Below are 22477 nucleotides of genomic sequence, written 5' to 3'. Positions count from 1 at the left end.
ACTTCTCTTTTTCGACGTACAAAGAATTACAGCAATTATTCAAAATTTCTTAAACGATAACCGTAGTTTATAAACGTACTTAGTTTTGTTCAAACTTTGCAACAGAACCCTATTAATTACAATTAATGTAAAAGATAGCGCTTTTTTAATTTGGAGTACAAGGGGAGTGCAGAAAATGAACCATACTATTTTAAAAGAGTTGGAAGTTGAATTAAAAAATTACTTTCAACCGTTTTTGAATGCACCTGCAACAATAGAAGAAATTCAATATGCCGAAAGTGAAATGGGGATTGCGTTTCCAGATGAATTACGTAATCTTTATCTTGCACATAACGGTGAGGATAAATCAGGACCAGGGTTGTTTTTTGGTTTGCCATTTCTCTCGTTAGATGAAGTTTTGGATGAGTGGAGAATATGGAAAAGAATTGAAGAGGATGATTTTTTTAATTTTGATGCATTTTCAATACCAAAAGAATATATTAAGGAAAGATATGTGAATCACAATTGGATACCTATTAGTAAAGATTATGGCGGTAACAATTTAGGAATAGATGTTGATCCGGATGAAAAGGGGAAAGTGGGACAAGTTATTAATTTTGGACGAGATGAAGAAGTGAAATATGTAATTGCAAATAGAATTTCAGATTTGTTACTATTTATTTTACAAACGCTAAAAAATAAAAATTTCACCATTCATCAAGAAGAAGGTTATTTATATTGGAGTTATGGTGCTAATGATAATATACATTTTTTAGACGCTTTATTTAATATTGAATTACCTGTTTTACAGCCCCAATTTATATTTCAATCTGAAAATAACGTTAAAGATTGGTACGATAGTTTAGATGAGAATTGGAGATATATAGTGGGTGCATCTGAACGTGCAGACAGGTTTATTAGAGAGAAGAGATTATATTTAGGTGGAAAAGGGTTAGTAGATATTAGTCCATTACAGATGTGTACAGAAGTGAGAGAACTAATTTTATCCGGAAATGAAATTCGAGATTTAGCAGGATTAGAACGAATGAATTCTTTAAAGAAGTTATATTTAGTTAATAATCCGGTTCAAGATTTAACGCCAATCATACATCTAAAACACTTACAAGAAATGAATATAAAGAATACGAAGATAAATAATTTATCGGAACTTGTAGAAATGTCATCATTAAAAAAATTAAATATTACACATACTAGTATTCAAGATTTTTCGTTGCTACCGCAGTTTCAAAAATTAGAATCGCTTTCTGTACATATTTCAAATCGTGAGCAGCTCTATGCGATTTCGAGAGTAGATAATTTAAAGCATTTATATATTTTAGGTTTAGAGAATGTTAGTGAATTGGATTTGCTTGTTTTGCAAAATTTAAATAAGTTAATCACAATTGAATTTGAAAATAGCATCATTGCTAATTTAAATTGTTTTCAACACAATGCGTCAATTCAAAATATAAAATTGACAGATACAAAGGTAAAGGATGGAGCGGCATTAGGTAAAATGAATGGGCTAAAGGAATTAGAATTAGATGGCGCAACAATTGATAACCTTGAAACGATTTGTTGTTCGCATTCATTAGAAATATTTACAGGAACGTTTGAACAATTTTTTATGTTAAAAGACTCGTTTGATAGAAATATAGATTTTTCAAAAATAATTGGAGGAATGAGTGAAGAAGAAAGTGACATTTGGCACCAGCATGTAATTGAATAGAAAATAACATTATTATGTAAATAAGTTTGTTTGTAGAAGGTGTAACTGTTTGACAGTTGATACTGCAATAAAGTGGTTAGGTGAAATAAATTATGTGTAACTGAATGTCACATCCCCCCTTAATCGTTCGTCTTGTATGTAGAACGTATAAGGAGGGATTTTATTATGAAAAATTTTGATGTAGCAATTGTTGGTGGTGGGCTTGCTGGATTAACAGCATCTATATATTTAGCGAAAGCTGGAAGGAAAGTTATTGTATTAGAAAAGTCCAGTCACTTCGGCGGTCGAGGGATGACTATAAATAAAAACGGCATTTGTATGAATCTTGGTGCACATGCTTTATATAGAGGTGGAGAAGCGTTTATAACTTTTAATGAGCTAGGAGTAAATCTTCCAGGTGGAATCCCATCTACAAAAGCAAATGGAATATGGAAAGGGGATATTTATACCATTCCAACAGATTTTCGCTCTATTTTATCAACACCGTTACTTTCATGGTCTGCAAAAGTACAGTTCGCTCGTCTTATGATTCATTTAGGAAACTTAGATGTAGGAAAAGTTCCGAAAATAAGCCTAACTACATGGGCAGAAAATGAAATTAAAGATCCAATGGTTCGAAATATATTTTATGCATTATGCCGAACAACAACATATACGTATGCTCCTACAATACAATTAGCATCTTCCGTACTAAAGCAAATACAGCTTTCTATGAAAGAAGGAGTACTTTATGTAGATGGTGGTTGGGAGACGATAATAACAAATTTAAGAGGAATAGCGAATACTAGTGGTGTACAATTTCTGGCTAAAAAGCATGTTTTAAAAATAGAGCATTGTGAAGGAAAACAAAGAATACATTGTTTTGACGATGAAGTATTTGAAGCAGGGGCAGTTATTGTAACAACTCCACCGAAAGAGGCATGTAAAATTATAAAAGGTACAGAAGGAACAAGTTTGCAAAAATGGAGTGAACAATCTATACAAGTGACCGTGGCAGCGTTAGATATTGGTTTAAAACAATTACCGAATCCTTTACATCATTTTGCATTGGGATTAGATCAACCTATATTTTTCACGAATCAATCGAGAGCAGCTAAATTAAGTGAAGATGGATCAATTGTAGTGAGTCTAATTAAATACCATAACCCTGTACTAGAACTGAATCATATTCAAGAAGAGAAAGAACAGTTAGAAAATATGATGGAATTGTTACATCCGAATTGGAAAAGAGAAGTTGTTGCACAGCAATATTTACCGAAAATAACGGTAGTATATGATTTTCCTCATATTGACCGTGTTGAAAAACCAGGCCCTAACATACCTGGAATGCCAGGTGTTTATGTTGCAGGAGATTGGGCTGGGCATGATGAAATATTAGCTGATGCTGCGGTGGCAAGCGGAAAACGTGCAGCGTTACACATATTAAAGCAATCCGAAAGTGAGGCAGTTCATCATGGAAACGGAGCAATTATATGAAACGTATCAATCATTATTATTTTCGTTAGCATATAGAATCCTTGGGAGTGTTATGGATGCTGAAGATATCGTCCATGACGTATTTATATCACTTAATAATATGGAGGACGTTCAAACTATAGAAAATATGAGAGCCTATTTATGTAAAATGGTAACAAATCGCTCAATTGACAAATTACGTTCGGCAGCACATAAACGGAACGTATATGTCGGAATGTGGTTGCCAGAGCCATTTGTGGAAGAGATTGATGATCCATCAGAGTCATTTGTAATGAAAGAATCAATTTCTACGGCATATTTATTACTTTTACAACAATTGTCTGAGGTAGAGAGAGTTGTTTTCAGTTATGAATACTAAGAAATCGCTTCAATTGTAGATAAGAGTAGTGCGAACTGCCGAAAAATCTTTCAACGTGCAAGGAAAAGTATTTTGGATAAGCCGAAGCAGTCAACATTAAGTACGAAGAAGATGGCTGCCTATGTGGAGAAATTTGTATCATCTTTGCAGTGTGGGGATGCGCAAGGCATGTTAGAAGTATTAAAAACAGATGCAATATTAAAAGCTGATGGTGGTGGTAAAGCTACAACTGCAATCCATCCAATCTATTCTGCAGATAGAATTATACGTTTATTCTTTGGAATTGGGAAGAAGTTCCCGGAAGAGTACAATGTTGATTATAAGATGGTAAATGGAGGTCCAGGTGTTATTGTTAAAGTAAATAATAAAGTGACTTATGTGCTTTCATTTGCATTTGAGAATGAGAAAATCTCAAACATTTATATGATGGTTAATCCTGAAAAACTTATGCACTTAAATGTAACGGTATAAAAAAAGACGCATTTCTTTAGAAGTGCGTCTTTTTTTTATTTCTCTAACATTTCAAGAGGTACATCTTTTTCGCCTGCTACCTCAAATTTAATTTCCCCATCTTCTTCATAAATACGTGAAATAATCGGTATAGTAATCATTAATTTTTTATGCTGTTTTCGTTTTCGAGCAGCATCTAAGCTAATCACGTTCATTGTAAGCATCCTTTCTTCTAGAAATATATAAACAAAAGAAAATGCGTCCGGAAAGGGCGCTTAATTGAATTTGAAATACCGATTCATTTAATTGGGGTTTATATGATTTAACAACTGCAATTGAATTAAAAATAGTATGAATGGAATAATTGCACGTAGAAATTAACTTTACCAAAAAACGAAACAATATGCTATAAAAAAATTCAAATCTTTGTCATATAACGAGAAAAAGGATTTCGTTTCGCATATAATGAAAGTAGACGGGCAGCAAGAGCTTTTTCATCATATTGCTTGGAAAGGCGATGAAAAGAATGGATACGTTAGATTCATTATTATTTCAACTTGAACAATATGGAGAAGAGCATGATCGAAACAAAAAAACACGGGAAGAAAAATTACGGAATATTTCTCGTGAGATGGGGCAATTTTTATCAATTTTAGTAAAAGGATGTAGCGCAAAAAGCATTTTAGAAATTGGAACTTCTAATGGTTATTCTACATTGTGGTTAGCTAGCGCGGTAGAAGAAACAAATGGAAATGTAACAACTGTAGAGCTTTCTTCAGAACGAGTTGGAGAGGCACTAGTCAATTTTGAAAAGGCAAACCTTTTACAAAGGATTGATGTTCATAATCAAGAAGCAGGGGCATTTTTAGATGTGCAACTAGATCATTCATTTGATTTTATTTTCCTAGATTCAGAGCGGGCGCAATACATGTGGTGGCTTGAGCATATAAAACGCATTTTACAACCAAAGGGTTTTCTTGTTGTTGATAACGCAACCTCTCATGCAAGTGAATTAGCCGAGTTTAGAAAAATGATTGAAGAAGATGAAATGTTTGAAACGGTGTTATTGGCATTTCAAAATGGAGCATTTGTAGCGCTTAAGAAGAGTTAGGATTGAGCGTAATATAATTATCACATTGAAAAAGGGTGTATGTCAAAAGATTGAGTACAGTAGGATGGGAAGGACGTAATTTATATACGTAACATACGAAGAATCCGCCTTCAGCATGTTGTTCTCTAGGTCTTAAGTCTGAGGAAAATAATGTTGAGAACAGGTATACTTATACTAAGAAACAGGGAATGACTGCATAAACAGGCATTTCTAAAAAAATCGATTTCAAGCAGTTAGAATGTATATGAAATACGATATAATAGATGAAATATAGTGCATATAAATTCGCACATATAAATAAAGGAGCGATTTTGTTGACTGAACTCGAGAAAAAAGAACCTGTATCCATTGTGAAAGATAATAATGTAGAAGTAGTAGTAGATACAGTTATAAAAGATCAAGAATTAGAGGAACTGAATAAAGAAGCTGATCTTTATGTACAAAAATTAAATAGCGAGCAAAATACGGATTTATCAAAAGTATTGTCACAGCTAGGAGATTTAGGGGATAAAGAGCAACAAGCAGCAGGACAAACGTTATCAGCATTAAAACGTCCTGTAACAGCGATGATGAATGGCAAGAATGAAGAAATTCCAAATACATTGTTAGAATTACGCAAAGTGGTATCAGAGCTTGATCCGAATTCATTAAAAGCAAGTGGTATGAAGAAAATTATGTTTAAAGTATTCAAGAAAAATCCACTTGAAACATACGTGCATAAATATCAATCTATAGATAAACAAATTGAAGAGATTATAAGATCCCTTCTAATTGGTCGTGACAACTTACAAGAAGATACAGTTGGTCTTGAAATGCTTAAAGAACAATCGCACGATAAAATTCACGCTCTTGATAAACAAGTATACTTAGGAAGAAAACTCGCTGGTATGCTGGAAGCTGAGAAACAAAATCCAGAACGTCAAAGAGATATTCCATTAATTAACGATGCATTAGAAAAAATTCTAGTACGTACACGAAATATGCAGCAAGCGAAAAGTGTACTATTACAATCTATCGCATCTGTAGACATTATTAAGAAAAATAATGAAAAGTTAACAGAGGCAATTCGTAATGCAATTACGATGACGCAAAACGTTGTAACAGTTTCAGCTGCTATCCAGCTAGCGTTAACAAATCAGCGTAAAACAATTGATGCAGTGAATGCGACAAATGAAGCAATTGAATCAATGGTATTAAGTAACTCACAAGCATTAAAACAAAATACAGAAGAGACAACAAAACTTCTTGAAAATCCTGCTATTAGCATGGATAAATTACGTGAATCATTCCAAAATGTATTTGCTGCGATTGAAGCTTCTGAGAAATCATCAGAACGTATTATCGAGTCAAGTAAGAAGTTTGTAGTTGAATTAGACACATTTAATGATGAAATGAAACAAAAACTCATTCAGCGTCCAAGGAAATAACAGACTTTTAGAGGAGGTGAAAAAATGAGTTTCATTCAAACAGTATTAGTACTATTGGGTACATTGCTTTTAATCGCATTTACTGTCGTTGTTTTAGTTGTATATTTCGGACGTAAACTGTATTTTTCATGGACGAAACCATATAAAAGAGCACATGATTCTTTAGATAAGTTATCGAATAAATCATTACCGTTTCTACAAGAATTTACACAACACCCACTCTTTTATCGCTGGATTCGTACGGAAGGGAAAAAAGAACAAAATACTTTAAACACTCTTTTCTGTACTTCAGGCCAACGTACGAGAGAGCAAGTTTTCTCAATGTTACCGAAAGAAAAGCAGAAAAAAGTGCATGTGATGGCAAAAACAACGAAAAAGCTTACGAATGAAGATATTGATATCGCAACAATGAAAGTGAAAGATTTCTTGAGACAAGAATCACAACAAACTGTAAAACCGACAGACTTATCGTTTTATAAATTGTATTTTTATGATCGATATCCAGATGCATTAAATACAATTCAAACGTATAAACGCTCAATAAACCCTTCATTACAAAGAACGGTTGATGAAATTACAATTTCAGTATTAAATGCCTTGCCGTATTATCAGGAGCAACGTATGTTTGAACAACAACATAAACTTGAAACGTTCTTAATGAAAGATTTAACAGCGATGCTATCGTTAGTCGTACAATTACCACCTTCACAACGACCAGAAAAAGAAGAAGAATTAAAAATCTACTTGCAAAATTTCCAAAAAGAAATGGAAGTAGTCGAGCGAGATATTCGTGACTCGATTGATCACGATTTGAATGTGAAGATGAGAGCAGCGACTGAGAAGTTTAAAAATAAATAAAAAAAGCGCCTTAAAGCTATAGTTCTTAGCTTTTAAGGCGTTTTTTTATTAGTTGTTATTTTGCTTTAACGGTTGTATGACTAGAAGCAACACTTTCATTATGCAATCGATCAACTGCAGTTACTACATACGTGTACGTTTCTCCAGAAATAGCTGTTTTATCTACATAAATTTCTCCAAGTTTTGTTTTTCTTACAGTAGTAAGTAAATGTTTTGGATTTTGTATATCCACTTCATTTTTTCCATTCACACGGTAAATGGCGTAATAAGCAGAGTCATTCTCTCTATTATCAATGATACCTACTGCAATACCTTCATCTCTTGGAATAGCACCTTTTAAAGTCGGTTGTTTAGGTGGATCATGATCAAGCCAAGGCATAGGCGGGATTAATGCAGGATGTTTATATGTGTCGTTTGTGAGTCTATCTTTAATGCCTAGAGGATTGTTATTAATATCTTTTAAGCTGAAATGCATACTACCTTTTATCTCAGGAGATAACCGGTTTAATGTAATTTGTCTTGGATATTCTTCAGGATCAGACCAAGCGGGGACAGAATTATTATTAATTTTATAGGCTGCCTGACCGATGTATAGGTGAATCGGTTTATTATGTGTTTCTTTTACCCACCAATCTACTAATATGTCATATGCAGCTGGTGTGAAACCAATATTCCAATATATTTGCGGTGTAATGTAATCAATATAACCTTTTTGTATCCATTCACGTGTATCAGCATAAAGGTCATCATAGTTTCTTTGGCCTGCAGTTGTGTTAGAGCCAGTTGGATCGTCAGCTATATTTCGCCATACGCCGAACGGACTTATGCCAAACTTTACGTATGATTTTTCTTGTTTTATAGCAGTATTTAAATCTTTTACAAGTTCATTTACATTGTCACGTCGCCAATCCTCTATATTTGTAAATCTACCGTTATTATATGTTTCGTACGTTTTTTGATCGGGGAATTGTTCACCCGCTACTTTATATGGATAAAAATAATCATCCATATGTAGTGCATCAACATCGTAATTTTGTACAATTTCTAAAGCACCTTCTGTTATAAATTTTTTCACTTCTGGAATACCAGGGTTGTAATATAATTTCCCGCCATAAGGTACAACCCAATCCGGATGCTGTTTTGCAGGGTGATTATTCGTTAATCGATTTATATCAGTGTGATTCATCGTTATTCGATATGGATTAATCCATGCGTGGAATTCTATATTTCTTTTATGTGCTTCTTCAATCATAAATGCGAGTGGATCATATCCAGGGTCTTTTCCTTGTGTCCCCGTAATGTATTCAGACCAAGGACCGTAATTTGAAGGATAAAAAGCATCAGCAGTTGGTTTAATTTGTACAACAACTGCATTCATACCAGTGTTTTTTACATCGTCTAATAATCTAATAAATTCTTGCTTCTGATTTCCGATGGGTAAGCCAGTTTTTGAGGGCCAATCAATATTAAGAACAGATGCGATCCATACAGCACGTAATTCATGTTTTTTATACGTAGTATTTACTTCAGCATAAGTAGAGTGAGGAGAAATGAAAGAGAAAGGAATAAAAAAGATGACGATACAACATATCATTAATAAACGTTTCATGATTATTTATACGCCTCCCTATTATATGGTTAGCTAATATGATATCCGAGGTGAGGTTGTACTTACAATTGAGAAAAATAAATATTGAAACATTAATTTAATAGGAAAAATATTTTTACTGAAATTTACTTTCAATATAACTAAATTCTTTTACTTCTTCATATGCTTGTTAGTAAAGTGAAACTCCCTTTCATCCGAAGGGGATAATTTATAAGTATAGGAGGATTAATAAATGAAGGTTTTATTCGTTTGTTCTGGAGGGATGTCCAGTGCAATTGTTGTAAACGCTTTAAAAAAAGAGGCGGAGAAAAAAGGTGTAAACATGGAAGTCCATGCCATTGGAACAAGTGAGATAGAGGAAGAAGTAAAGAATGGCTGGGACGTTGTAATGGTTGCACCTCAAGTAAGACATAGATTTGACGCTGTTAAAAAATTCGCAGAAGAGGAATCTATCCCGTGCGGTATCATACCGCCACAAGCATACACGCCGCTTGGCGGACCGACTTTATTAAAAACTGTAAATGATTTAATTAGTTAGGGGGAAGCGTTATGAATAAATTTGTCACGTTTCTTGATAGAAACTTATCTGGACCGATGGCAAGGCTTTCTGAACAGAGGCATTTACAAGCAATCCGTGATGGAGTTATTTCAGCGTTACCATTTATTATTGTAGGAAGTTTCTTTTTAATCGTAGCATTTCCACCATTACCGAAAGATAGTTTCATATCTGTTTGGGCATTAAAAAATCAAACAAGTATATTAATACCATATCGTTTAACGATGTTTATTATGTCTTTATATATAGCATTTGGAATAGGATATAATTTAGCGAAAAGTTATAAGCTAGATGCTTTATCAGGAGCACAGCTTGCAGTATGTTCATTACTATTAACATTAACGCCTGAATTAATTGATAAAAAAGGGTTTATGCTTCCGATGACAAATCTCGGGGGTCATGGATTATTCGTGACAATGATTGTTTCTATTTTATCAGTTGAGATATTAAGATTTTGTAAGACGAAAAATGTAATGATTAAAATGCCAGAACAAGTACCGCCGTCTGTTTCACGTTCGTTTGAAGCACTTATACCTGCTGCATTCGTTATTATTTTAATGAGTTTAGTAACTGTCGTTTTTAGTATTGATTTACATCATGTAGTTGATAAATTAGCGGCACCATTAGTAAAAGCTGGTGATAGTTACTTCGGTGTAATCATTCCAGTATTTTTAATTACATTTTTTTGGTCATTCGGAATCCATGGTGTGTCGGTTGTTGGAACTGTTGCCCGGCCATTATGGGAAGTATATTTAGGGAAAAATGGTGAAGCAGTTGCTAGTGGCGCAAATCAGTTACCATTCATTTCACCAGAACCATTATACCAATGGTTTATATGGATTGGTGGTTCGGGCGCAACGCTAGGACTTGTATTAGCCATGATCGTATTTGGTAGATCGAAATATTCGAAAGCATTATCGAGAAGTTGTATTGTACCAGGTATTTTTAATATTAATGAACCTGTTATTTTTGGATTGCCAATCGTACTAAACCCAATATTAATTATCCCATTTATCATTACACCACTAGTAACAGCAACTATTGCATACTCAGCAACTGCGATGGGGTTTGTTACACCAACACATATAATGCCTCCATGGACATTACCAGCTCCAATTGGTGCATATTTAGCAACAGGTGGGGATTGGAGAGCGATTGTACTCGTATTTATAAACATAACAATATCATTCCTTATTTATTTACCATTCTTTAAAATGTACGACAAAAACATGCTTGAAATTGAGAAAAATGGTGATGGGGAATCTGTTAATCCGTAAGTTTTATATTTTATTTTTGAGTGATAGGCATTTTGTCTATCACTTCTTTCACATGAAGTCCAGAGAGGGTGAAATGGAATGAATATAAAATTTAGTTATAAAGGTGTATTTTTATTATTATTTGGAGTGATATGTGCAAATTTACTTTTTGTACCTTTATTAAGAATGCTAAATTTATCACAAATGCATAGTATATGGCTCGTTACAAGCATTGCGGCAAGTATTTTGCTTACAGTAGTTGTTTCTTTCATTGATGGATCGTTCGCATCGAAAGCTCAGTTGTTTTATAGATTTATATTATTTTCGATCGGTTGTACGTTTGTAACTTACATGATTGTTTTTTAGTAAATAGGAGGTCATGCATATTATGTATATTGCAGGGATAATGTCCGGTACTTCGTTAGACGGAATAGATGTAGCACTCGTTCATATAGAAGGAAGCGGTGTAGATTCTAAAGTTGAACTCATCCATTTTACTACAGTTCCATTTTATAATGATATGAAAAATGAGATCCAGCAGGCATTATCAATAGAAAATTCAAATGTACAACTCATATGCAGTTTAAATTTCAAACTCGGTTTATGCTTCGCAGGTGCAGTAAAGGAAGTTTGTAAAGAGGTCAATTTTCCTTTGAAACAATTAGATTTAATAGGTTCTCATGGACAAACGATTTATCATCAGCCAAAGCAAGATGGTAATATGATTCCTTCCACATTGCAAATTGGAGAACCAGCAGTTATAGCATATGAAACGAATACGACGGTTATTTCTAATTTTCGAACGATGGATATCGCAGCAGGGGGACAAGGTGCACCACTTGTACCATATTCGGAAATCATTTTGTATCGTCATCAAACTAAAAATAGACTACTACAAAATATTGGCGGGATCGGTAATGTTACCGTAATACCAAGTCACCTAAGTGATAAAAGCGTTATAGCTTTTGATACTGGTCCAGGTAATATGGTAATGGATGAAGTATGTCAAAGGCTATTTCAGTTGTCATATGATCAAAATGGTAAGAGTGCAAAACAGGGAGTAGTTGTAGATGAAATTTTGACATATTGTATGAATCATCCATTTTTGAAAATGAATCCACCGAAATCAACTGGTAGAGAACAGTTTGGAGAAGAATTTGTCAGTGAGTTGTTGAAGCAGTATGAAAAGCATAGTAAAGAAAATATATTGACGACTGTCACGATGTTTACAGCAAGTTCAATCGTTCATCAGTATAAGGAGTTTATTCTGCCGTATTATGAAATCGATGAGGTGATTTTAGGCGGTGGTGGCAGTTATAATCGTACACTTGTTGAAATGATACGGTATGGATTGAAGGATGAAAAATGCGCCATATTCATTCAAGAAGATATAGGCTATTCTTCAGAGGCGAAAGAAGCAATCGCCTTTGCCATTTTAGCAAACGAAACGTATCATCGTAATCCGAGTAATGTGCCAAGTGCAACAGGTGCAAAGCAATCTGTTGTTTTAGGGAATATAACATTCCCTCCAATTTGAAGAGAATGAGGCGAACATATGAAATATATGATTGGAGTAGACGGCGGGGGAACAAAAACAGAAGCAATTACATTTAATCAAGACGGAAGTGAACTTGAAAGGGCTACGAGTGGTTTTGGAAATATATTAATAGATTTTGAAGAAGCACTTTTTCATATTATGGAAGCGATTGATCAATGCCAGAGAGGGTTATTAAATGGGAATTGCGTTTGTATTTGTTTAGGATTAGCGGGTGTAAGTGGAGCAAATACGAATGAATTAACATTACGTCTAAAAAAGAAGTACGGAACACAAATTGAAGTTTTTAATGACGCAATGATTGCTCATGCAGCTGCTTTAAAAGGAAAGGATGGAATTTTAACAATTGGCGGTACAGGGGCGATTTGTTTAGGAAAGAAAGGAGAAGTGTACGAGTATAGCGGTGGATGGGGACATATTTTAGGAGATGAAGGAAGCGGATATTGGATTGCGTTACAAGGTTTAAAGAGAATGGCAAATCAATTTGATCAAGGAGTTCCACTTTGCCCATTAAGCTTAAGAATTCAAGAAGAGTTTCAACTTTTGACATCGTCTCATATAAAAAGACTAGTATATAGTTTTTCAAAAGATAAAGTTGCAGCAATCACACCATTCATTATTGAGGAAGCGAGAAATGGGAATGATGATGCACATGAAATTATGGTGCAAGCGGCTACGGAATTAACGAGAATTACGGTGAATATTTACAATAAGATGCAGTTTGATTTATCAACTTCAATTGCAGTAAGTGGCAGTATATTACGTTTCGTTCCTGAAATATATGCTGAATTTAAGAAATGCTGCGAGAAAAGTATGGGAGAAGTTATATTTGTATCACCATCAGAACTAGCAGTGAAAGGAACCTATTACTTAATGAAGAATTTATATTTTAATAAATAGCGGTATGAGAATTTTTGTATGATTTGTAAAAATATGATGTTAAAATGTATAAAGGGATGTAAAGTAAGAAAAGTACAATATACATAGTCATTGAATATTGTATAAGTACTCCCATGTAGAAAGTGAATGATTACATGATTAATAGTATACAATTTTTGTATTTGGTGGCTTCTTATTTATTTGGAAACATATTGACCGCTTATATAGTGACGAAATGGAAACATAATGTTGATATTCGGCAGGAAGGAAGCGGCAATCCTGGCGCAAGAAATATGGGGCGCGTATATGGAAAAGGTTATTTCGTCGCTACATTTTTAGGTGATGCGATCAAAGGGGCAATCGTAGTTTCTATTGCAAAATACCTTTTTGAAGATTCTACATTTGTAATGTTAGCTTTACTGGCTGTTTTACTTGGACATATTTACCCGATTGTATTTAAAGGCAAGGGTGGAAAAGGGATTTCAACATTTATTGGAGGATTAATTGCATTTGATTATTTGATAGCGCTTACCCTTGTTGCTGTTTTCATTATATTTTATTTAATCTTTAAAGGATTTACTAAGCCAGGACTAATTACAATCGCTTGTTTACCAGTGTGCATGATTTTGTATTCTTACTCTATTGTTACGACTATTTTAAGTGCACTTATCATTGTACTTATTTTATATGTAAATCGAGAATGAAATGAACTTTTTATAAGTGGAGTTAATCTCCACTTATAATTTTTATTAAATACATAAAGGAGAGAAGGCATGGGGTTAATTTATAAAGTTGCTGATCAAGCTTGGGAAGTTGAAAGTATACATAAGTTGAATTATAAAACATTTGTAGAAGAAATTCCGCAACATGAAGAAACGAAAGAGCGTGTTCGTATAGATCGTTTCCATGAAGAAAATACATATTTAATTTGTTTAGATGACGATAAGTTAGTAGGTATGGTTACATTGCGAGGAAAACGACCATTCTCGTTAGACAATAAAATTCCAAATCTAGATTATTATTTGCAAGAACATGGAGAAAACGTATATGAAATTCGTTTACTTTCAGTAGAACGTGAATATAGAAATGGAAGAGCGTTGTTAGGTTTAATTCGCTTTTTACATCGTTATTTGCTTCTAAATGGATATGAATTGGCACTCATTTCTGCTACAACACGTGAACTACCTTTATATGAGCAAATGGGATTCAAATCTTTCCATACGTTAGTTGGTACAGAAGCAGCAGCCTTCCAGCCAATGTATGTTACCCCTGCTATGTTTGAAGCATCGAGTGTTGGGGGAATTATGACGAAAGAATATACGTTTTTACCTGGTCCAGTAGATATTGAAGAAAATGTTCGAAAGGCATTTTCTACTAAGCCTATTTCGCATCGTTCTAAGTTATTTCAAGTGACGATGGACAATGTGAAAAAACGGTTACTTCACATGACAAAAGCAAAGCATGTACAACTTATGTTAGGAACAGGGACGTTAGCAAATGATGCTATTGCTTTACAGTTACGTTCTTTAAAAGGGAAAGGACTAGTATTAACAAATGGGGAATTTGGTAATAGATTAGTTGGACATGCATCACGCGCGCAATTACATTTTGATACGTATAAAAAAGAAATGGGAGAACCGTTTATTTATACCGAATTAGAAAAAATAATGGGAACTGGCAATTATGAATGGCTTTGGTTTGTTCACCATGAAACATCAACCGGAATGTTAAATGATTTAGACGAGCTAAATGTTTTAAGTAAAAAGTATAATGTGAAGCTATGTGTAGATTGTATCAGTTCGATTGGAGCAATACCGATAGACTTGGAGGATGTATATTTTGCAAGCGGTGTTAGCGGAAAGGCAATTAAATCGTTTACTGGATTATCTTTCGTTTTTTATAATCATAATGTGAAAGTAAACGAGACATTACCGGCCTATATGGACGTTGGTATGTATGAAGAAAATGAAAGTATTCCATATTCTCATTCATGGAATTTAATGTATGCACTGCAAGAAGCATTAAAGAGATTTGAAGATGCAAAAGCATTTGAAAAAATAAACGAGACGTATGCATATATTGAACAAGCTATTACTAATATGGGTTTAAATCTTGTTTCACCTAAAGAACATGCCGCGCCAATTATAGTTACCATTCAATTAAATGAAAATCAGTCTTCTAAGGCGATTGGTGATGCGTTAGCGTTACAAGGATACATTGTTCATTATGAGTCATCTTATTTACAAAAGAATAATTGGATCCAAATTGCATGCCTGAATCATTACAAAGAACGTGATATGAAGAGGATGTTGAATTGTTTACAACTGTGTGTATTACAGAGTGAGGTACATATATAAAGACTTTTTCTTAATATAGTTGGTTTCGTATAAAGGAGTTGCTACATACGAAAACTTAGGAATAGATCATTGGAAGAGGTGTTAGTATGATAACTAAAAAACTACCGTTACATATAGACGATATTAAAAAAGCCCAAACCATTTTAGACAGAAATGCTCGTAAAACGCCTTTAGTAAAATCATTTTATTTGACTAGTAAAACAGGTGGAGAAATTCACTTGAAATTAGAAAATATGCAATTAACGGGTTCTTTTAAATTTCGAGGTGCATTTAATAAAATGTCACAGCTAACAGATCAGGAAAAAGAGAGAGGAGTAATTGCTTGTTCCGCTGGTAATCATGCACAAGGAATTGCTTTATCAGCTCATTTACTTGGTATTAAGAGTAAAATTGTGATGCCAATTTCTGCACCTCAGGCGAAAGTTGAAGCAACTAGAGGCTATGGATCAGAAGTGATTTTATATGGTGAAACTTTTGATGATGCGAAGGCAAAATGTGAGGAGATTATTAAGGAAACAGGTGAAACATACTTACATCCATATGACGATATAGAAGTAATGGCTGGTCAAGGTACAATTGGTTTGGACATTCTTGATGATATGTGGGATGTTGATACGGTCATTGTACCAATTGGCGGAGGTGGAATTATTTCTGGAATTGCTGTTGCATTAAAATCATTTAATCCATCCATTAATATTATTGGTGTCCAAGCAGACAATGTTCATGGGATGAAGGCATCTTATGACAAAGGTACGATTGTAGAACATTATGAGGCACCCACTATAGCAGATGGTTGCGCAGTTAAAATACCAGGCGATTTAACTTTTGAAGTAGTAAAAGAATTAGTAGATGATATTGTAACAGTATCAGAAGGTGAATTAGAAGTAGCGATGAAAGACTTATTACAACGTGGTAAAGCTGTTGTAGAAGGGGCTGGCGCATTAGCTACTGCTGCTCTACTTGCAGGGAAAGTGGATACATATATTAAAGGGAAAAAGGTAGTCGCGGTTATATCTGGTGGAAACGTAGACTTGCAGCGCATTTCCAGTGTTTGTGAGCAATTTTTTGTAGCAAATGAAGTGAAATAGTATTTAAAAAACATAAATTTTATGAAAGAAGAGCTAAGAAAACTAGTCTTAGCTCTTACTTTTTGTCTAATGTGTAGTACAAGTTTTAATACACATGCCTTATTTTCCGTATAGTGAATTATTTTATTTAAGCGTCTATTTTCATTGATAACTCAAATAATTATATCAATATTGTCGAAACGGAAACAGAAATTTAATATAATGGTCTTAACGTATGAATGAGCGGTTAGGAGGATAGACCATGAATAAGGAAGAACAGGTCATGAACGGTTTCAGGGAATTATATAATAAGATGGTTTGGCTTAATAAGGATAAGATGGAAGTAGGTCTTAAAGGTTTTAAGTCTTCTGAAGTACATTGCATTGAATATATTGAAAACAATGCAGATTCTAACGTGACACAACTTGCAGAGGCTTTTTATGTGACTCGTGGTGCAATAAGTAGAATGACTAAGAAGCTCATAAAAAAAGGCCTTATCGAAAGTTACCAGAAATCAGAGAATAAAAAAGAAATCTATTTTAGGCTTACTGAACAAGGGAAAGAAATATATAAAATTCACGAAGAGTTGCACAAGGAGTTTCAAGAGCGGGATAAAGCTGTATTTGAGCAAGTAACCGAGTCAGAATTCGACAGTATAATTAGCTTCGTGGAAAAGTATAGTAGGCATTTGGATGCAGAAATAAAGAAACAAGGTATACATATTAAGTCGTAATAAAGTTGAAGCATTCGGGCATTAACGGGTAGTTAATCCCGAAAACGAACTTAATTGCTCGTTAATCCGGGATACATTTAAATAATAAAAAGGTAGCCTGCTCACAGTAAGGCTACCTTTTTATTATTGTATTTTTGTTGACTAATCAACAAAACGGAGTTATTATTTTGTTGACAAAGCAACAAAATATTTTAAGAGGAGAAGTTAAATGTCTATATTTAGATCACAAAATGAAAGTGAAACTGAAAAAAATATTGATAAACATGCTTTAATATTCGGCCTTATTTCTGTATTTCTTTGTGGAATAGGTTTCAGTATCATACTGCCTGTTGTTCCATTCTTAGTGCAGCCTTATATAAGTAGTACAGAAGAACAAGCTCTAGTTGTTACCCTACTGACCTCTGTTTATGCGGTTTGCGTATTTTTCGCTGCTCCTGTACTCGGAGCTTTGAGCGATAAATATGGCCGTCGTCCATTACTTTTAATATGCCTTTTCGGTTCTGCAATTGGGTACTTAGTTTTTGGTATAGGAGGGGCTTTATGGGTACTATTTGCTGGACGTATAATAGAAGGAATAACGGGCGGGAGCATCAGTACAATTTTTGCATATTTTGCAGATATCATTCCCTCAGAACAGAGAACGAAGTATTTTGGGTGGGTGAGTGCAGTGGTAGGTGCAGGAACCATTATCGGACCAACTCTTGGGGGATTACTTGCAAAGTTTGGTCATTCTGTACCTTTATATTTCGGAGCGTTCATAACTTTGTTAAATGTTTTATATGGAATCAAATATATGCCTGAGAGTCTTGACAAAAATAATAGGTTAAAAGAGATTAATGTTGTAAGTTTAAATCCTTTTGCACAGCTGGCAAACATACTTTCCATGAAAAACTTAAAATGGTTACTCATCTCAGCGTTTTTGCTTTGGATACCTAACGGATCTTTACAAGCAATTTTCACACAATTTACGATGGATACTTTTAGCTGGAAGCCTGCACTAATCGGACTTATGTTTTCAATTATGGGCTTTCAAGATATCATTTCACAAGCTTTTATAATGCCAAAACTTTTGATCAAGCTTACTGATAAACAAATAGCAATACTTGGGATGGTTTCGGAGATTATTGGCTACAGTTTTATTGCAGCATCGGCTTTGTTTTCCTTATATCCTCTTCTTATCATTGGAATGTTAATGTTTGGCTTTGGTGATTCAATTTTCGGACCTTCATTTAATGGGATGCTCTCTAAGTCTGTTGATTCTAGTGAACAAGGAAGGATTCAAGGTGGTAGCCAATCTATTCAAGCTTTGGCAAGAATGATTGGGCCAATTATTGGAGGACAAATCTATGTATCACTTGGTCATGCCGCACCTGCTATTATGGGGATGATGCTTATAGTAGTGGCAATAGCAGTTTTGTATAGGGGGACGCATGTAACTGTATAAACTATCTGCACTAATATGGTCTTTCTTTATATAAGGATGTCTCTACGGGAATCTTTCTTGAATAAATTGAATAACAGATAAATATAAGAACAAATAATAGGGTGTCAGAACTTAGAAACAAGTACTGGCCCCTATTTGTTTACGGCTTGAGAGCTAAGAGAAATTAAGAATTTATTCTGTAATGCTCTCATGATGAAGGTTAAATAGAACTATCAATAATTAAAGTTAGCTTTTTTGAAAGTAAAAACCTAGGTAAATGACTAGATAGTTTCATTATGCCCGTGCTGAAGTAAATAATGACTCCATTTTTACTTTGCTCTTCTCTCGAATTTCAGCGTCCGCATGGCGCATTACAAATTTATGCGCTATAGCAATTGCTAAAACATCATCTAATAAGCCAATCCCAATAATAGCAGCTATATCTGGAATGAAGTCGATTGTTAATACGTAATAGGATAAAGCGGCTAATATTATAAATTTCGCTTTAGTAGGTAACCCTTTTTTTCTCATTGTGTAGTATAAAATAATACTTTCATATACGCTAGATTTCCCAAAGTTTGCTGAGCTTTTTTTGAATTTTTTCCAAAGTGTCTGTTTCTCCATATAAACACTCCTTTTACAAAAACATAGATTTTTTAAAAGGATAGACAAAAAAGTGAAGAAGTAATCAATTTTATTATTTATCTTATTGTATATTTCCATAAAAATAAGGAATTACCTGTTCAAAATAATAGAATGTTTGTTATGTAACGACTCATAGTGTTTCGTTACATAAGTATGTACAGTAAAATGTATGTGGATGATTTATTAGCAAACATCTAATAAAGGGTATGGGGGAAAAAAAGTGAAGATAATAGAACTACCAATTGAATTTGAATTTAATGGGGCAAAACAATGTATATATCCGAGCTTACTTATATTAAACAAGGAATTAACTTTAGTAGATACAGGTTATATAAACTTTTTACCTTTAATTGAAGATGCAATTGTAAAACATGGGTATGAGATGAAAAACTTAAAAAATATAATTATTACTCATTATGATGACGATCATATAGGATCTTTATATGATTTCAAAGTGAAATATCCTCACATTAATATTATTGCTAGTGAAATAGAATCTAACTACATTAGTGGTGAAATAAAATCGGAGAGACTAGTTCAAGCTGAAGAAATGTTAGAACATATGCCAATTGAAGAGAAAGAATTTGGTGAATGGTTTATACAGCAATTAAAAAATATAAGACATATTTGCGTCGATGAAAAAGTAAGTGATGGTCAAATGATTTTAAATGATGAATGTCAAATAGTAGCGACGCCAGGACATACTTCGGGGCATATTTCATTATATTTTCCGGACTTAGACTGTGTAATTACAGGGGATGCGGCCGTTCAAGATAATAATGAATTAGTAATAGCTAATCCAAATTTTTGCTTAGATATAGAAAAAGCGGAAGAATCTTTAAAGAGAATTAAAAACCTTAAAGCAGCAACGTATTATTGTTATCATGGAGGAAAACTCATTATATAAAATAATAAAAAACCGATCTTTCTTATATTGAAAAGATCGGTTTTTTAATTCATAGATTCCGCAATTCTAATCAAATCATTAACATTGTAGTTCAATCCCTTCTGTTACATATGACCGCATTAATTTTTTATCATTTTTGAGTAAAGCTTGTTTGAATTCACTTATTACATCTGTTTGAGATTTCGCCATTATAATTGTGGTGGATTGAAAATATAGTAAGAAAAATAAGTGAAAAATTTTTATGAATGTAGTAGTTAATTTTATTATCATATAACTATCTTTCCATAAATTTGAAATGTATATGTATAGGAGGAGAGAAGATGAGTTTATTACTTGATGTAATAATGGATATAATTTTATTTTACCCTCGAAATGACATGAAATTAAAGCATCATATTGCTAAATTAAGTGAATTTAAGTGGTTTCGAAATCTACATGAAGATCCGAAGTATACAAGATTAATTTGGAGTAATAGAAAAATTAAAAAGTTCATTTTGTCTACTACTAACATGGAAGCATTAATAAAATCAGAGAAAAAACAAAAAGAATTTATCCAACTAGTACACGATGAATATAAAAAATAAGATAAGAATTTTTTTATTTTTCATATTTGGCGAAACAAATGGTACAATGAAAGCTAATGTGAAAAATAAGGAAAAGAAGTGGTCTATTTGAAAAACTTTTTAGAATTAGGAATTAGTGAAACTTTTAATCATACATTACGTGAAAATGGAATTACAGAAGCAACACCAATTCAAGAGCAGGCAATTCCAGTTATTATGTCAGGTAAAGATATTATTGGGCAGGCGAAAACAGGAACGGGTAAAACGTTAGCATTCGTGTTACCGATTTTAGAAAAAATCGATCCAGAGTGTAGTGATGTTCAGGCTTTAATTGTTGCACCAACAAGGGAACTAGCATTGCAAATTACAACTGAAATTAAAAAAATGCTTGTTCAAAGAGAAGATATTAATGTACTAGCGATTTATGGCGGGCAAGATGTAGCACAACAATTGAGAAAATTAAAAGGCAATACACATATTGTTGTTGCGACACCAGGACGATTATTAGATCATATACGTCGTGAAACAATTGATTTAAGTAATCTTTCAACAATTGTACTAGATGAAGCGGATCAAATGCTTTATTTCGGTTTCTTATACGATATTGAAGATATTTTAGATGAGACACCTGATAGTAAACAAACGATGTTATTCTCAGCAACGATGCCAAAAGATATTAAAAAATTGGCGAAACGTTATATGGATGAGCCGCAAATGATTCAAGTACAAAGTGAAGAAGTAACGGTAAATACAATTGAGCAGCGTGTCATTGAGACGACAGATCGTGCAAAGCCAGATGCACTTCGTTTTGTTATGGATCGTGATCAGCCATTTTTAGCTGTTATTTTCTGTCGTACAAAGGTTAGAGCAAGTAAGCTTTATGATAATTTAAAAGGACTAGGTTATAATTGTGCTGAACTTCATGGTGATATACCTCAAGCGAAACGTGAAAGAGTCATGAAGAGTTTCCGCGAAGCTAAAATTCAGTACTTAATTGCGACTGATGTAGCAGCTCGTGGACTTGATGTAGATGGTGTAACGCACGTATTTAACTTTGATATCCCTGAAGATGTGGAAAGTTATATTCACCGCATTGGCCGAACAGGACGTGCAGGTGGATCAGGTCTTGCAATTACGTTCGTTGCAGCGAAAGATGAAAAACATTTAGAAGAAATTGAAAAAACGCTTGGTGCACCATTGCAAAGAGAAATAATCGAACAACCGAAGATAAAACGTGTAGATGAAAATGGAAAACCGGTACCAAAGCCGGCTCCAAAGAAATCAGATCAATATCGTCAAAGAGATAGCCGTGAAGGTTCAAGAAGTGGTTCAAAAGGTGGCCCAAGAAATAGTTCGAGAAATGATAACAATCGATCATTTAATAAGCCAAGTAATAAGAAAAGTAGTACAAAACAAGGTCAGCAAAGACGTGGCCGTTAAATAGTTATAATTGTAAAAGAGTCGCAAAATATTGCGGCTCTTTTTTTGTTTGTATACAACAAGGATGATGGCAAGAAAAAAACAAAAATTTCATTCACC

The 22477-nt window shown here is 33.8% G+C and carries 21 protein-coding genes and 2 pseudogenes; 19 read left to right on the top strand and 4 right to left on the bottom strand.

The genetic code is table 11. The features are described 5' to 3' along the window. Positions 1-175: 175 nt before the first annotated feature. From JDS99_RS07720 to JDS99_RS07710, 3 genes and pseudogenes are all read left to right on the top strand, one after another. Positions 176-1708, top strand: coding sequence for an SMI1/KNR4 family protein (locus JDS99_RS07720; protein ID WP_199694871.1), 1533 nt, complete (start codon positions 176-178; stop codon positions 1706-1708). Positions 1709-1873: 165 nt separating this feature from the next. After that, a complete protein-coding gene (locus JDS99_RS07715) occupies positions 1874-3184 on the top strand; it encodes a phytoene desaturase family protein (RefSeq protein WP_199694870.1) in 1311 nt (436 codons plus the stop codon). Continuing rightward, a pseudogene (locus tag JDS99_RS07710) lies at positions 3162-4013 on the top strand (sigma-70 family RNA polymerase sigma factor). Before JDS99_RS07715 ends, JDS99_RS07710 begins: the two are co-directional and overlap by 23 nt. Before the next feature lie 35 nt (positions 4014-4048). Here the strand turns inward: JDS99_RS07710 and JDS99_RS07705 are convergent. Beyond that, positions 4049-4207, bottom strand: coding sequence for a hypothetical protein (locus JDS99_RS07705; protein ID WP_001100983.1), 159 nt, complete (start codon positions 4205-4207; stop codon positions 4049-4051). Between the two features lie 302 nt (positions 4208-4509). On the opposite strand from JDS99_RS07705, the gene JDS99_RS07700 reads away from it, so the two are divergent. The 3 genes from JDS99_RS07700 to JDS99_RS07690 all read left to right on the top strand — a co-directional run bounded on the left by JDS99_RS07700 (position 4510) and on the right by JDS99_RS07690 (position 7388). Beyond that, positions 4510-5103, top strand: a complete 594-nt coding sequence (locus JDS99_RS07700) for an O-methyltransferase (protein ID WP_199694869.1) — start codon at positions 4510-4512, stop codon at positions 5101-5103. A 314-nt stretch (positions 5104-5417) separates the two neighbouring features. Then, positions 5418-6530, top strand: a complete 1113-nt coding sequence (locus JDS99_RS07695; RefSeq protein WP_000137411.1) for a toxic anion resistance protein — start codon at positions 5418-5420, stop codon at positions 6528-6530. 24 nt (positions 6531-6554) lie between these two features. Continuing rightward, a complete protein-coding gene (locus JDS99_RS07690; RefSeq protein ID WP_098858267.1) occupies positions 6555-7388 on the top strand; it encodes a DUF3974 domain-containing protein in 834 nt (277 codons plus the stop codon). A gap of 55 nt (positions 7389-7443) precedes the next feature. On the opposite strand, the gene JDS99_RS07685 is transcribed toward JDS99_RS07690, so the two are convergent. Beyond that, complete coding sequence (locus JDS99_RS07685; RefSeq protein ID WP_098858268.1) at positions 7444-9003, bottom strand: glycoside hydrolase family 10-like protein; 1560 nt, start codon at positions 9001-9003, stop codon at positions 7444-7446. 226 nt (positions 9004-9229) lie between these two features. Here JDS99_RS07685 and JDS99_RS07680 point away from each other — a divergent pair, with 226 nt between their 5' ends. From JDS99_RS07680 to JDS99_RS07635, 10 genes are all read left to right on the top strand, one after another. Then, positions 9230-9535, top strand: coding sequence for a PTS sugar transporter subunit IIB (locus tag JDS99_RS07680; protein ID WP_088122114.1), 306 nt, complete (start codon positions 9230-9232; stop codon positions 9533-9535). An 11-nt stretch (positions 9536-9546) separates the two neighbouring features. After that, the gene (locus JDS99_RS07675) at positions 9547-10830 is read left to right on the top strand and encodes a PTS sugar transporter subunit IIC (protein WP_048546835.1); all 1284 of its coding nucleotides are present in this window, start codon (positions 9547-9549) and stop codon (positions 10828-10830) included. Positions 10831-10908: 78 nt separating this feature from the next. Beyond that, entirely contained in the window at positions 10909-11175 is a 267-nt protein-coding gene (locus tag JDS99_RS07670; protein ID WP_199694868.1) for a hypothetical protein, read from the top strand. A gap of 22 nt (positions 11176-11197) precedes the next feature. Further along, entirely contained in the window at positions 11198-12346 is a 1149-nt protein-coding gene (anmK, locus tag JDS99_RS07665; RefSeq protein ID WP_199694877.1) for an anhydro-N-acetylmuramic acid kinase AnmK, read from the top strand. A gap of 18 nt (positions 12347-12364) precedes the next feature. After that, positions 12365-13264 carry a BadF/BadG/BcrA/BcrD ATPase family protein gene (locus JDS99_RS07660; RefSeq protein ID WP_199694867.1) on the top strand — a complete coding sequence of 300 codons (900 nt, stop codon included), beginning with the start codon at positions 12365-12367 and terminating at the stop codon, positions 13262-13264. A gap of 134 nt (positions 13265-13398) precedes the next feature. Beyond that, positions 13399-13947, top strand: a complete 549-nt coding sequence (plsY, locus tag JDS99_RS07655; RefSeq protein ID WP_060488790.1) for a glycerol-3-phosphate 1-O-acyltransferase PlsY — start codon at positions 13399-13401, stop codon at positions 13945-13947. Positions 13948-14016: 69 nt separating this feature from the next. After that, entirely contained in the window at positions 14017-15600 is a 1584-nt protein-coding gene (locus JDS99_RS07650) for an aminotransferase class V-fold PLP-dependent enzyme (RefSeq protein WP_199694866.1), read from the top strand. 86 nt (positions 15601-15686) lie between these two features. Continuing rightward, positions 15687-16688 carry a bifunctional threonine ammonia-lyase/L-serine ammonia-lyase TdcB gene (gene tdcB, locus JDS99_RS07645; protein WP_098077025.1) on the top strand — a complete coding sequence of 334 codons (1002 nt, stop codon included), beginning with the start codon at positions 15687-15689 and terminating at the stop codon, positions 16686-16688. A gap of 241 nt (positions 16689-16929) precedes the next feature. Further along, entirely contained in the window at positions 16930-17400 is a 471-nt protein-coding gene (locus JDS99_RS07640; RefSeq protein WP_060488795.1) for a MarR family transcriptional regulator, read from the top strand. 208 nt (positions 17401-17608) lie between these two features. Further along, on the top strand, positions 17609-18844 hold the full coding sequence (locus tag JDS99_RS07635) for an MFS transporter (protein ID WP_199694865.1): 1236 nt from the start codon (positions 17609-17611) through the stop codon (positions 18842-18844). Between the two features lie 273 nt (positions 18845-19117). Here JDS99_RS07635 and JDS99_RS07630 read toward each other — a convergent pair whose 3' ends face one another. Then, positions 19118-19447 (bottom strand): YkvA family protein, encoded by a 330-nt coding sequence (locus tag JDS99_RS07630; RefSeq protein ID WP_199694864.1) that lies wholly within the window; start codon positions 19445-19447, stop codon positions 19118-19120. A 241-nt stretch (positions 19448-19688) separates the two neighbouring features. On the opposite strand from JDS99_RS07630, the gene JDS99_RS07625 reads away from it, so the two are divergent. Then, positions 19689-20375, top strand: coding sequence for an MBL fold metallo-hydrolase (locus JDS99_RS07625; RefSeq protein WP_098858273.1), 687 nt, complete (start codon positions 19689-19691; stop codon positions 20373-20375). Positions 20376-20462: 87 nt separating this feature from the next. On the opposite strand, the pseudogene JDS99_RS31940 reads toward JDS99_RS07625, so the two are convergent. After that, positions 20463-20645: pseudogene (locus JDS99_RS31940) on the bottom strand (hypothetical protein); the annotation flags it as partial. Between the two features lie 50 nt (positions 20646-20695). On the opposite strand from JDS99_RS31940, the gene JDS99_RS07620 reads away from it, so the two are divergent. Further along, positions 20696-20959, top strand: coding sequence for a hypothetical protein (locus JDS99_RS07620; protein ID WP_098858275.1), 264 nt, complete (start codon positions 20696-20698; stop codon positions 20957-20959). A gap of 78 nt (positions 20960-21037) precedes the next feature. After that, positions 21038-22378: a DEAD/DEAH box helicase gene (locus tag JDS99_RS07615; protein WP_098858276.1), complete on the top strand. Its 1341-nt coding sequence runs from the start codon at positions 21038-21040 to the stop codon at positions 22376-22378. Positions 22379-22477 lie beyond the last annotated feature (99 nt).

Source organism: Bacillus cereus group sp. N6 (genome assembly GCF_016483705.1).
GTDB lineage: Bacteria > Bacillota > Bacilli > Bacillales > Bacillaceae_G > Bacillus_A > Bacillus_A wiedmannii.
The sequence above is the reverse complement of the archived record's forward strand: the minus strand, read 5'-3'. Positions and strand labels throughout refer to the sequence as shown.